8 protein-coding genes are annotated in these 12894 nt (G+C 68.1%); 4 read left to right on the plus strand and 4 right to left on the minus strand.

Annotated elements, in window-relative coordinates; all coding sequences use genetic code 11:
- The first annotated feature begins 4 nt into the window (after positions 1–4).
- Positions 5–2824, plus strand: coding sequence for an aminomethyl-transferring glycine dehydrogenase (gcvP, locus tag NFL01S_RS30065; RefSeq protein ID WP_157117098.1), 2820 nt, complete (start codon positions 5–7; stop codon positions 2822–2824).
- A 170-nt stretch (positions 2825–2994) separates the two neighbouring features.
- Here the strand turns inward: gcvP and NFL01S_RS30070 are convergent, their stop codons facing one another.
- Entirely contained in the window at positions 2995–4353 is a 1359-nt protein-coding gene (locus NFL01S_RS30070; protein ID WP_062979684.1) for a cation:dicarboxylate symporter family transporter, read from the minus strand.
- Positions 4354–4480: 127 nt separating this feature from the next.
- Here NFL01S_RS30070 and NFL01S_RS30075 point away from each other — a divergent pair, with 127 nt between their 5' ends.
- Positions 4481–6031 carry a sensor histidine kinase gene (locus NFL01S_RS30075; RefSeq protein WP_062979741.1) on the plus strand — a complete coding sequence of 517 codons (1551 nt, stop codon included), beginning with the start codon at positions 4481–4483 and terminating at the stop codon, positions 6029–6031.
- Positions 6028–6741 (plus strand): response regulator, encoded by a 714-nt coding sequence (locus NFL01S_RS30080; protein ID WP_062979685.1) that lies wholly within the window; start codon positions 6028–6030, stop codon positions 6739–6741. The genes NFL01S_RS30075 and NFL01S_RS30080 overlap by 4 nt, the downstream gene beginning before the upstream one ends.
- Before the next feature lie 7 nt (positions 6742–6748).
- On the opposite strand, the gene NFL01S_RS30085 is transcribed toward NFL01S_RS30080, so the two are convergent.
- From NFL01S_RS30085 to NFL01S_RS30095, 3 genes are all read right to left on the minus strand, one after another.
- Positions 6749–8416, minus strand: a complete 1668-nt coding sequence (locus NFL01S_RS30085) for a VWA domain-containing protein (protein ID WP_218019642.1) — start codon at positions 8414–8416, stop codon at positions 6749–6751.
- A 111-nt stretch (positions 8417–8527) separates the two neighbouring features.
- Complete coding sequence (locus tag NFL01S_RS30090) at positions 8528–8776, minus strand: WhiB family transcriptional regulator (RefSeq protein WP_033242055.1); 249 nt, start codon at positions 8774–8776, stop codon at positions 8528–8530.
- A gap of 27 nt (positions 8777–8803) precedes the next feature.
- On the minus strand, positions 8804–9352 hold the full coding sequence (locus NFL01S_RS30095) for an HNH endonuclease (RefSeq protein ID WP_062979686.1): 549 nt from the start codon (positions 9350–9352) through the stop codon (positions 8804–8806).
- Positions 9353–10209: 857 nt separating this feature from the next.
- Between NFL01S_RS30095 and NFL01S_RS30100 the strand changes: the two genes are divergently transcribed.
- Complete coding sequence (locus NFL01S_RS30100; protein ID WP_062979687.1) at positions 10210–12387, plus strand: malate synthase G; 2178 nt, start codon at positions 10210–10212, stop codon at positions 12385–12387.
- Positions 12388–12894 lie beyond the last annotated feature (507 nt).

Below are 12894 nucleotides of genomic sequence, written 5' to 3' on the forward strand. Positions count from 1 at the left end.
CGTGGTGACCCAGAGCTTCGCAGACCGGCATATCGGACCCGACGGCGCCGGGTTCGCGCATATCCTCGCCGAGATCGGTATCGCCTCCGCCGAGGATCTCGTCGCCGCCGCGCTGCCCGCCGGAATCCTCGACACCTACCCACCCGCGGCAGGTACCGACCCGCTCGCGGGCCTGCCGCCGGCCGCGAGCGAGCACGAGGTGCTGGCCGAACTGGCCGCGCTCGCGGCCACCGATAAGGTCGCCACCTCGATGATCGGGCTCGGCTATTACGACACCCTGACCCCGCCCGTGCTGGTACGCAACCTGCTGGAGAATCCGGCCTGGTACACCGCCTACACGCCTTACCAGCCCGAGATCAGTCAGGGCCGGCTCGAAGCGCTGCTCAATTTCCAGACCATGGTCACCGATCTGACCGGTATGGATGTGGCGAACGCGTCGATGCTGGACGAGGCCACCGCGGCCGCCGAGGCGATGACGTTGATGCACCGGGCAGGCCGCGGTCGCGGTACCCGTCTGGTGGTCGACAGCGATCTGTTCCCGCAGACCCGCACCGTGCTGACGACCCGCGCCGAACCGCTCGGCATCGAGATCGTCGAGGCCGATCTGGCCGGCGACGGGCTGCCCGGCGGCGAGTTCTTCGGTGTGCTGGTGCAGGTGCCGGGGGCGTCCGGGCGTGTGGTGGACTGGACCGGCGTCATCGCGCAGGCCCATGAGCGTGGCGCGCTGGTCGCCGCCGGCGCGGATCTACTCGCCCTTACGCTGATCACCCCGCCCGGGGAGCAAGGCGCCGATATCTGTTTCGGGACCACGCAACGGTTCGGTGTGCCGATGGGCTTCGGCGGCCCGCATGCCGGTTATCTCGCGGTGCGCACCGCCCAGGCACGGCAGCTGCCCGGCCGCCTGGTCGGGGTGTCCAAGGACGCCGACGGCACCCTTGCCTACCGGCTGGCGCTGCAGACCCGGGAGCAGCATATTCGCCGGGAGAAGGCCACCTCCAACATCTGCACCGCGCAGGTGCTGCTGGCGATCGTCGCCGGCATGTATGCCTGCTACCACGGCGCCAACGGGTTGCGGGCCATCGCGCGGCGGGTACACGGGCATGCCGAGCAGCTCGCGGCCGCGCTGGGGCAGGCACTCGTGCACGACAGGTATTTCGACACCGTCCTGGCCCGGGTGCCCGGGCACGCCGAAAGTGTGGTCGCCAAGGCCGCGGCGCGCGGGATAAACCTGCGCCTGGTGGACGACGACCACGTCGCCGTCGCCTGTGACGAGGCGACGACCGGCGACCATATCGCCGCGGTCCTGGACGCGTTCGGCGTCGCGCCCGCCGAACCCGCCTGCGCGGATATCGCCGACCGCACCTCGGAGTTCCTCACTCACCCGGTGTTCCAGCGGTATCACACCGAAACAGCCATGGTGCGGTACCTGCGGGCGCTGTCGGACAAGGACATCGCGCTGGACCGCAGCATGATTCCGCTCGGCTCCTGCACCATGAAACTCAATGCGACCGCGGAGATGGAGCCGATCACCTGGCCCGGCTTCGCCCGGCTGCACCCCTACGCGCCGGCCACCGATGCACCCGGCCTTCGGCGCGTGATCGACGATCTGGAGCGCTGGCTGGCCGAGATCACCGGATACGACTCGGTGAGCCTGCAGCCGAACGCCGGTAGCCAGGGCGAGTACGCGGGCTTGCTGGCCATCCGGCGCTACCACCTCGACCGCGGTGATACCGGCCGCGATACCTGCCTCATTCCGTCCAGCGCCCACGGCACCAACGCCGCTTCGGCGGCCATGGCAGGTCTGCGCGTGGAGGTGGTGAAATGCCGGGCCAACGGTGACGTCGACCTCGACGATCTCCGCGGCAAGATCGCCGACCATGCCGACCGGCTGGCCTGCATCATGATCACCTACCCGTCCACGCACGGCGTATACGAGCACGAGATCGCCGAGCTGTGCGCGCTGGTCCACGACGCCGGCGGACAAGTCTACGTCGACGGTGCGAACCTGAACGCGCTGGTCGGACTGGCCCGGCCGGGACGGTTCGGCGGTGATGTCAGCCATCTCAATCTGCACAAGACGTTCTGCATTCCGCACGGCGGCGGCGGTCCCGGTGTCGGCCCGGTCGCGGTGCGCTCGCATCTGGCGCCCTACCTGCCCGGGGATCCACTGGTCACCGATTCGCACGCTGTCTCGGCAGCGAACTACGGGTCGGCGTCGATTCTGCCGATCACCTGGGCATATATCCGGATGATGGGCGCCGACGGTCTACGCCGCGCCACCCTCACCGCGATCGCCTCGGCGAACTACCTGGCACGCCGGCTGGGTGAGTTCTATCCAGTGCTCTACACCGGTGCCGGCGATATGGTCGCGCACGAATGCATCCTGGATCTGCGCGAGATCACCAAACGCACCGGCGTCACTGTCGACGATGTCGCCAAACGGCTGGCCGACTACGGTTTCCACGCCCCCACCATGAGCTTCCCGGTGGCAGGCACCCTCATGGTGGAGCCGACCGAGAGCGAGGATCTCGCCGAACTCGACGAGTTCGCCGACGCGATGATCGCCATCCGCGGCGAGATCGACCGGGTCGCCGCGGGGGAGTGGCCGGTGGAGGACAGCCCGCTGCGCAACGCCCCTCATACGGCAGCCTGCCTGGTCGCCGACTGGGATCACCCCTACAGCCGGGAGGTCGCGGTGTATCCGCACGGGCTCGCGCATACCCGCGCCAAGGTGTGGCCTGCGGTGCGCCGGATCGACGGCGCGTTCGGCGACCGCAATCTGGTCTGCACGTGCCCGCCGCTGGATGCCTACACCGACCGATGAGCCGACGAACCCCGCGTCCCGGGTAGGGGCGCGGGGTTCACGATACGGCCGGGTCCAGTGAGCGCGATCGGTGCCGGAAACCGACTGCGCCGGGGCGGCGAGGCGTGCCGCCCGGCCCGCTCCGGTGCCGGGGCGGCGCGCTCCGGTGCCGGGGCGGCGCGCTCCCGGTATCAGGACGGGACGAGGGCCTTCGGTTCGGTCCCCGTCGGCGGAGCCGGTTCGTCGCCGTGTTCGTCCACCAGCGTCTGCTCGTCGAACGGCAGTTTGCGATCCAGGACGTCACGGACCCGGGCAGGCTCGATGGTTCCGGTCCAGGTACCCACGAGCACCGTGGCCACCGCATTACCGGAGAAATTGGTGAGCGCCCGCGCCTCGGACATGAACCGGTCGATACCGACGATCAACCCGACACCGTCGAGGAGTTCCGGCCGGTGGCTCTGCAGGCCGCCCGCAAGGGTGGCCAGACCGGCGCCGGTGACCCCGGCAGCACCCTTGGATGCCACGATCATGAACAGCAGCAGGCCCAACTGCTCACTGAGGCCGAGTGGCTGCCCCATCGCATCGGCGATGAAGATCGACGCCATGGTCAGGTAGATGGCGGTGCCGTCCAGGTTGAACGAGTAGCCGGTCGGCACGACGACACCGACGGTGGTGCGTTCCACTCCCAGATGCTCCATCTTCGCGATCAGGCGTGGCAGTGCCGATTCCGAGGACGAGGTGGCCACGATGAGCAGATACTCCCGCGCCAGGTAGCGGCACAGTTTGAAGATCGAGACGCGGGCGATCAGCCGGACGAGCACCCCGAGCACACCGAAGACGAACAGCAGGCAGGTCAGGTAGAACGCGATCATCAGGGTCCCCAATTGGACGACCGCGTCGAGTCCGGTCCTGCCGACCACGTTGGCGATCGCTCCGAACGCGCCGATCGGGGCGAGCCAGAGGATCATCACCAGAATCCGGAAGACGAGCTTCTGGATCAGTGTGACCGCGCGCAGGATCGGCTCGCCGGACGAGCCCATCGCCTGTACCGCGAAACCTACGAGCAATGCGACGAAAAGAGCTTGGAGCACGCTCCCCGCGGTGAGCGACGAAACCAGGGTGGTGGGAATGATGCCGTGCAGGAATTCCACTGTGCCACCAGCGGCATGTGCCTGTTCGGCGTATTGCGTGCCCTGCCCGGCCGAGCCCGTGATATCCAGTCCGGTCCCCGGATCGAGCAGATTGCCGACCAGCAGTCCGGCACCCAGGGCCACGGTCGACATCACCAGGAAGTACGCGATGGCCATACCGCCCACCTTGCCGACCGTTGCGGCCGCGCGTACCGAACCGATGCCGAGCACGATCGTGCAGAAGATCACCGGCGCGATCATCATCTTGATCAGGTCGACGAACATGGTGCCCAGTGGTACCAGTGCCCGGCCGGTGCCCGGCGCGAGCCAGCCGATCAGTATGCCGGCCACCACGGCGACGATAACCGCCAGATAGAGCCAGTGGGTGCGATCGCGTCGCGTGCGAGTCCGGTCGTCCATGACCTGATCTCCTCCCGGTTGTAGTGAGTGGGTGCGGTGGACTCGGCCACCGCGACCCATGGAGAATGGTGGACCAGCGCGTGACTTCCGTCACTGTTTAGTGCATTTCGTTCATGTGGAGGTATTGGTGCGTTCCGGCCGGTGGTCGCTCGCCCGACAGGTGTTCGCCCTGCAATTGGTGCTGTTGGTGCTGGTCACCGGACTCTGGTCGGGTTACGCGGTGCTCGACGCGCGCCGCGACAGCGACCGCACCGCCACCCGGGAGGTCACCGATATCGCCGTGACCGTCGCCGCCGCGCCGTCCACCGCCGCGGCGGTGGGGTCCCCGGATCCGACCGCGCTGCTGCAACCGGTGACCGAACGTATCCGCAAGGCCACCGGGGTGGATTTCATCGTGGTGATGGCTCCCGACCGGACCCGCTTCACCCATACCGACCCGGCGCGGATCGGCCGGCCCTTCACCGGCAACATCGATCGGGCACTGGCCGGTGCCACGTTCAGCGAGACCTATACGGGAAGTCTGGGGCCTTCCATCCGCGCGGTGACACCGGTCCGCGACGACGGACAGGTGGTCGCACTGGTCTCCGCGGGCGTCACCCGGGCCGCGATCGGTGACCGATTCGCCGAACAGCTGCCGATCGTCCTCGGTGTGGCAGCCCTGGGATTGTTCGTGGCGGCCACCGGATCGCTTTTGCTGAACCGCAGGCTGCACAGGCAGACCCGGGGACTGGCGCCCGCGCAGCTGTGGGCCATGTACGAGCACCACGATGCGATCCTGCACGCGATGCACGAGGGGTTGCTGGTGTTCGGGCCGGCCGGTGCGCAGGCGGAGGTCGTCAACGACGAGGCCCGCAGACTGCTGGATCTGCCGCCCGGGCCGGTAACCAGGTCCGACCTGCCGGTTTCGCTGCGCGGGCCGGCCCGGACGGTCCGGGACGAAACGCATGTGACCGCCGACCGGGTCCTGCTGGTCAATCAGGACATCGTCGATCTGGGCCGGCGCGCGAACGGCACGGTGACCACCATCCGTGATCACACCGAGCTGCGCACGGTTCTCGGCGAGCTCGATACGGTGCGCGGTTTTGCGGAATCGCTGCGGGCACAGGCGCACGAATCGGCCAACCGGCTGCACACCGTGGTCACCATGGTGGAGCTCGGCCGTTACCGGGAGGCAGTGGAATTCGCCACCGCCGAACTCGAGCTGTCCCAGGCACTCATCGATCGGCTTCTGGCCGAGGTGGGTGATCCGGTGCTGGCGGCGCTGTTGCTCGGCAAGGTGAACGAGGCCGCCGAACGCGATATCGAACTCACCGTCACCGCCGAGACCGGTCTCGATTCGGTGGCCCCGCTGTCCAGCCGGGAAGCGGTGACGCTGGTGGGTAATCTGATCGACAACGCGATCGACGCCGCGGCCGGCGACGCCGACGCGTGGGTGGAGGTGACCGTGCGCGCGGATGCGAGCACGCTGCTGGTGCGGGTGGCCGACAGCGGCCCCGGCCTGCCCCCGGAAAGTTTCCTGCGGGCCGCCGAACGGGGCTATTCCACCAAGAGCCGGCATCACGGACTGGGCTTGGCCCTGGTTCATGGGCTGGTGGTCCGGCACGGTGGCGCCGTCACGACCGCGACCGTGCCGGAAAGCGCGATCACGGTGAGCATTCCACGGAAGGCGGGGGCATGATCAGCGTGCTGATCGTCGAGGACGAGCCACTCATCGCCGAAGCGCATCAGGCCTATCTCGATCGGATCGCCGGTTTCCGGGCCGTCGGGGTCGCGCGGACCGGCCGGGATGCGCTGCGGTCGGTGGCTGCCGCGGCGGCCACGGAGGCACCGGTCGATCTGGTGCTGCTGGATATCGGCCTGCCCGATATGACCGGGCTCGAGGTCGCGGCGACTCTGGTGGGGCAGCGGCCGCGGCCGGACGTCATTGCGATCACCTCGGCCCGCGACCTGGCTCTGGTGCATGCCGCCGTCGCCCACGGCGTGGTCCTCTATCTGCTGAAACCGTTCACCTTTGCGGCTTTTCGGGACAAGCTGGAACGCTACCGCGAATACCGGACGGCGCTGCCCACCGGCGAGTCCGCCGCGACCCAGGCCGATATCGACCGTGCCCTGGCAGTGCTGCGCACCCCGGCACGGAACCAGGGCACACCGAAGGGGGTCGCGCCCGGCACGCTCGACGAGGTCACCCGCACGGTTCGCGCGGCGCCGGACGGGCTCACCGCTGCCGATGTCGCGATATCGGTCGGTGTTTCCCGGATCACCGCGTGGCGGTATCTCGAGCGGCTCGCCGAGGACGGTGTGGTGGACCGGCGCTCCGACTACGGCCGGGCCGGTCGCCCGCGCACCCGTTATCGCTGGCAGGACGCCCGCGGCGGGCAGCCCGGATGAGCGCTGTTCAGGGGGTGGTGAGCGCCTCGACCATCGCGGTGCCGAAGGCGAGATCGTTACTGCTCGGCAGCACGGTGTAACTGCCGCCGGTGCGCTCGGTGAGCATGCGCAGCGAATCGGAGCCCGCACCGCCGACGACGATGACGTCGATACGGACAGGGGTGGCGGAGTTGCCCGCCTCATCGATGCGGGTGAGGAGGTCCTCACCGGTGATCTCCGAACTGTCCTCCGGGCCATCGGTGACCAGCAGGATCGAATTGGTGCGGTCGGCGGCATAGTTCTCGATCGCGTTGCGATAGGCGGCCAGCAGCGCCGGGAGGCAGTCGTCGGTATCTGCTGCCGCCGCCTCGATATCGCCCAGTGAACCCATGAGCGTCCCGCGGTGCTCGTCGGTGAGCGCGGCGGTGCCGACGACCACGTCGTACGGGCTGCCGCCGGTATTCGCACCGAAGGTCCATATCCCCAGGCCGAATTCGGGGGGCATCACGTTGACGGTCGAGGCCAGGGCGCCGACGGCATTGGTCAGCCGGCTCTGCTCGCCGTCGGTGGTGGTCATCGATGCCGAAACATCCACGAGGGCGGTCGCGTGCACGCCGAGGACCGGGTTGTCGAGAACGGCGCGGAGCCGGTCCAGCGCGACCCGCGGCGGGGCAGGGACCGGGGTGGCCGGTGGGGCGGCGAAACCGGCCGCGATCAGATCACGTTGCTGTTCCGGTTTGCGCAGGTACTCGGCGAACAGGCCGGCGATGAGATTCTCGGCCTTGTCCACCCACGGCCCGGACATCACGGCGGCCGGATAGTCGGCCACGGGTGCCGCGCCGGCCGGGAGATAGTAGGTGGCGCCGGGGTTCGCGGCGAGCAACCGCTGAGTCACCGGCACCGCGTGGACCGCGGCCTCCGCCGGGGCGTCCGCCGACAGTGCCGTGATCGCCGCCGAGGTGTCCGTCACCTCCGGCGCGGCGGCCGCCAGCGCGGAGACAGCGGAAACGGCCTGCCCGCCGGTCGCCGCCTCCTCGGTGAGCGGCTCGGTTCCGGAGATGGCGCCGGCGACCGCGGCGGCCGCCGCCAGGGTGGTGTCGCCCGGCGGCAGCGCCAACTGCAAGCCGTTCCAGCCCGGCAGGCCGATGGCTTCCAGCGAACCCTGTTGCAGCCGGGGCAGATCCGCCCACGAGGTCTGAGTGGCGGCGAGCGCGTGACGAAGCACTTCGGGGACGGCCAGCACGATCGGGCTGGATGCGATGGAGCGCGGTGTGCCCTCGATCAGACCGGGCACCCGCATCGATTCGACCTGCCTGGTCGATACCGGAATCCACAGAGCGGGACGGGGTCCGAGCACGGGATTCCAGGTGGCGTCGGAGGTGAAGGCGGCGACCATATCGGTGGCCGGCCGCTCGGTGACCACTACCTCGGCACAATGGTCGAGGACCACCGGCCGGGCCTCGTTGTAGCGGGCCGCGATGGTGCGCACCGGATCGGCGATCTCCGGGTCGACGGTGACATCCAGGATGGCCGGACCTTCCGCACACGTGCCGCCGGCGGTCGTCCCGCCCGCCGAATCCGGCCGTAATTGCCACCAGCCGACAATGACCGCAAGCAGGGCCACGACCACCAGCGCGGTGATCACCGGCCCCTTGCTGATTTCCCGGGAAGAGCCGGTGCTGCGATGGGTACCCACAGGCAGTCAGTCTAAGGAGCACAACCGATCGTGGCGCTACGGACAGCGCTGCCCACGACGCCGGGGCGGCGCGGACAGCACCGCCTCCGGCGTCGTACCGGGTTGTGCCGGTTACTCGCGGATCATCTTTCCCCGGTCGAATTCGTGCCCGCCCCACACCCCGGACTGGCCCGTCCGTTCGGCGAAGCCGCGGCAGTCCGGCCGGATCGGGCACCGGCCGCAGACAGCACGCGCGTACTCGAAGTCCTGCGATGGATACGGAAACCACGCTTCGTGGTTCGGGTCGCCACGGCAGGCGGCGCGATGCCAGCCGTGGCTGTCGGATATGGGCAGCAGATCTGCCAGCACTTCGACGGTCATATCGATCCCCTCCTTTCGCGGATCGGTTCAGGGTGTCGCGGCCAGGTGCTTCCACACCTGCCGCTGTTCACGGGCCAGCGGTTGGGGCGCCCGCGGCTCCCAGAGCAGCCGCATGCCCGCCTCTTCGGGGGTACGGTCGGCCTTGCCGGTGTTGCAGGGCACACAGCAGGCGATCAGGTTCTCCCAGGTGTTGGGTCCGCCCCGGCTGCGTGGCCGGATGTGGTCGACGGTCGGTGCCCAGTCGCCGCAGTACCCGCACCGGTTGCCGTCGCGGCGCAGCACCGCGGCATGGGTAGCCCGGCTGCCCGGCGACCGGACGGTGATGTGAGCGAGGTACCGGTAGCGCACCAGCCGGATGGTCTCGGGCAGCAGGATCTCGGTGTGCCGGGACCGGATCGGGAAATGCGGCCGGCGCACCACGACCGATTCGGCGATCCCGCCGACCAGCAGCACCACTGCCCGGTCGGCGGTGACCTGGTCCAGTGCCTCGTAACTGGCGTTGAGCACCAGCACTCGGCTGTGTATCCAATTGTCCGGCGTGAGAGTCACCGGTCCGGCGACAGCAGGAATCGGCATAGGAATCACCAGGTTTCGACGGCCGGGGACGACCCGGACTTCAACAGGGGAGAGAATGCGAACGCGTCAGCGACGCTGCGGGAGGAGTCGGTCGATCACGCGATCGCCGGCGGGTTTCGCCTGCCGCGACTGTTCGGCGTCCGCCGGCGGTGCCGGCATCGGCGGGCACTGCGATACGGTGCGCTGCCGTGACCGGGCGCTGTTCGCCGGTGCGATGGGATACAAGATCACTCCTCCCTTCTGAGAATCGTCGGCCGCCCCTGTGGTGGCCGGGTGGAATACATGGTGGCACAGGGCAGTAGCGGTTGTCGGCCTATTTTCTCCGGGACTGCGCTGCCGGCCGTCCTTGGGCGGGTGCCTCGGTCGATGCCGGCCCGGGGCGGTGGCGGTAGGAACCGGCCGGCACCGGCTACTCCGATCGGGTGCGGGGCATACCGCACCGGCATTCGGTCACCGTCCGTGCCGGCCGGGTCGCATGTGGCCGGGCCCCGATCGGCCGGCGCCGCCTGGATGTTCTCCGGTATCGCGCGGCTCGAAGGTGCGCTCTACGACACAAGTGCCCGGGGTAGGGGCGGTCGGGCGGCGGCGCCCGGGGGCACCCCGCCGTCCGATACCGAGACCGCGGTGGTTACCGCAGGGCGCGGTACCCGGTGAGCCCCTTGCTGTGGGCGGGGTTCGTCCGGAGCCGCTGTCGCGGGTGCCGCGACAGAGTCCCGGGTGCCTGTCGGCAACGGAGTAGAGTCCGGAGCGGACAGCGGCACCCGCCCGCCCTCTCACCCGGCGGCCGAAGCAGCACTACCGGTCGGTAACATATCCATCGACTTTCCACCCGGTATTCGCGGAAGTGAGGCAAGTAGATGACAGAGCGGAAAAAGGTCGGCGGGCTCGAGGTTGCCACCGTTCTCCACGACTTCGTCGAGAACGAGGCGTTGCCAGGCACCGGCGTCGATTCCGCCGCGTTCTGGGCCGGCGCCGAGCGGATCATCAATGAATTCGCTCCGCGTAACCGGGCCCTGCTGGCCGAACGCGACGAAATCCAGGGCAAACTCGACGCCTGGCACAGCGAGCACCCGGGCGCGAACTACGATCGCTCAGCTTATAAGCAGTTCCTGACCGAGATCGGCTACCTGCGCCCCGAACCCGCGGATTTCACGATCGGCACCACCGGCGTCGACGACGAGATCAGCAGCACCGCCGGCCCGCAGCTGGTCGTCCCGGTCAGCAATGCCCGCTTTGCCATCAATGCCGCCAATGCGCGCTGGGGTTCGCTCTACGACGCGCTCTACGGCACCGACGCCATCCCGGAGACCGGCGGCGCGGAAAAGGGCACCGGCTACAACAAGGTGCGTGGCGACAAGGTCATCGAATGGGCGCGTAATTTCCTCGACGACGCCGTCACCCTGATCACCGGTTCGCATATCGGGTCCACCTCGTACACGATCGTCGACGGGGAACTCGAGGTCGGGCTGGAGGACGGCACCACGATCGGCCTGGCCGATGCCGGCCAGCTCGTCGGCTATATCGGTGACCCGGCCGCGCCCACCGCGATCCTGCTGAAGCACAACGGCCTGCATATCGAGATCCAGATCGATCCCGAATCGCCCATCGGCAGCACCGACACCGCCGGTGTCAAGGATGTCGTCATCGAATCCGCGGTCACCACGATCATGGACTTCGAGGATTCGGTCGCCGCGGTCGACGCCGACGACAAGACGCTGTGCTACCGCAACTGGCTGGGCCTGATGAAGGGCGATCTCGCCGAAGAGGTCAGCAAGAACGGCAAGACCTTCACCCGCACTATGAACCCGGACCGGATCTACACCGGGCTCGACGGTTCCGAGCTGGCGTTGCACGGCCGCTCGCTGCTGTTCGTCCGCAACGTCGGGCATCTGATGACCAGCGACGCCATCCTGGACGCCGAGGGTAACGAAGTGCCCGAGGGCATCATGGACGGCATCCTCACCTCCCTCATCGCCAAGCATTCGCTGCGCGCGGATGTGGCGCTGTCCAACAGCCGCACCGGCTCGGTGTACATCGTCAAGCCGAAGATGCACGGCCCGGACGAGGTCGCATTCACCAACGACCTGTTCGCCGCTGTCGAGGATGTGCTGGGCCTGCCGCGCAACACCCTCAAGGTCGGGATCATGGACGAGGAACGCCGCACCACGGTGAACCTGAAGGCATGTATCGATGCCGCCGCCGACCGGGTGGTGTTCATCAATACCGGCTTCCTGGACCGCACCGGCGACGAGATCCATACCTCGATGCTGGCGGGCCCGATGATCCGCAAGGCCGAGATGAAGACCCAGCGCTGGATCCTGGCCTACGAGGACTGGAACGTCGATACCGGCCTCGCCGCGGGACTGCCCGGCAAGGCGCAGATCGGCAAGGGTATGTGGGCCATGCCCGACCTGATGGCCGGGATGCTCGAACAGAAGATCGGCCATCCGAAGGCGGGCGCGACCACCGCCTGGGTGCCCTCGCCGACGGCTGCCACCCTGCACGCCACCCACTACCACCTCGTGGACGTGTTCAAGCGGCAGGCCGAGATCGCCAGGGGCGGTGCCCGCGCGAGTGTCGACGAGATCCTGGAGATCCCGCTGGCGGCCGATACGAATTGGAGCGACGCCGACAAGCAGCAGGAACTGGACAACAACTCGCAGTCGATCCTCGGTTATGTCGTGCGCTGGATCGATCAGGGCGTGGGCTGCTCCAAGGTCCCCGATATCTCCGATATCGCGCTCATGGAGGATCGCGCCACGCTGCGTATCTCCAGCCAGCTGATGGCCAACTGGCTGCGGCACGGCGTGGTCACCACCGACCAGGTGATCGCCAGCCTGGAGCGGATGGCACCGGTGGTGGACCGCCAGAACGCAGGTGACCCGGGCTACCGGCCGATGGCCCCGGATTTTGCCGGGAGCGTCGCCTTCCAGGCCGCGAAGGAACTGATCCTGGAGGGCACCACGCAGCCCAACGGCTACACCGAGCCGATCCTGCACCGCCGCCGCCGCGAGGCGAAGGCCAAGTGCAAGTGAGTGATGTTCAGTGATTGAAAAGTAGCTTTTGACAGCACTTTTCGAAACGAGTCCCCTCATCTGGAACACCAGGTGAGGGGACTCTGTTATCACTGGAGATCAGTGTGGATACCGGCTCGTCACGCTCAAAACGGTCACAAAAACGGTCACACGCGGGAAGGAGTCGGTGTTCAGAAAGCGAATGCTCTACCAGCACCGATGCCTGCCGTCATCGTTGATGGGCATGGTCGTGGCGTAAGGAAAGTGTGAGATTTTGGTGGGCGGCCGGTGGTGCGTTGCTCCGATACAGTGGATCGTCCAGTGCGTCAGCGGTCCACCGCCGGGGTGGGGTCCGAGCGTCAAACGCTTCCGCGACCGGCGCGGCCGCGCAGCTGCCGATCATGTTCTTCCGGCGTGTCGTCGCACCGAAACGCCGACGGATTTTCGCGGCAGCTAATCTTTGGCAATCGTCGGAGTCAACTACACGCGCCTGCCCCGACCAAGTCCTACCCCATCAGACACGGACCG

The organism is Nocardia flavorosea NBRC 108225 (genome assembly GCF_001613385.1).
GTDB classification, from domain to species: Bacteria; Actinomycetota; Actinomycetes; order Mycobacteriales; family Mycobacteriaceae; genus Nocardia; species Nocardia flavorosea.

What these genes read in the sequence shown, in the direction of transcription:
- NFL01S_RS30070 (WP_062979684.1), bottom strand. Translation starts at nt 4,353, where the DNA reads ATGGACGACCGGACTCGCACGCGACGCGATCGCACCCACTGGCTCTAT.
- NFL01S_RS30080 (WP_062979685.1), top strand. Translation starts at nt 6,028, where the DNA reads ATGATCAGCGTGCTGATCGTCGAGGACGAGCCACTCATCGCCGAAGCG.
- NFL01S_RS30090 (WP_033242055.1), bottom strand. Translation starts at nt 8,776, where the DNA reads ATGACCGTCGAAGTGCTGGCAGATCTGCTGCCCATATCCGACAGCCAC.
- NFL01S_RS30095 (WP_062979686.1), bottom strand. Translation starts at nt 9,352, where the DNA reads ATGCCGATTCCTGCTGTCGCCGGACCGGTGACTCTCACGCCGGACAAT.
- NFL01S_RS30100 (WP_062979687.1), top strand. Translation starts at nt 10,210, where the DNA reads ATGACAGAGCGGAAAAAGGTCGGCGGGCTCGAGGTTGCCACCGTTCTC.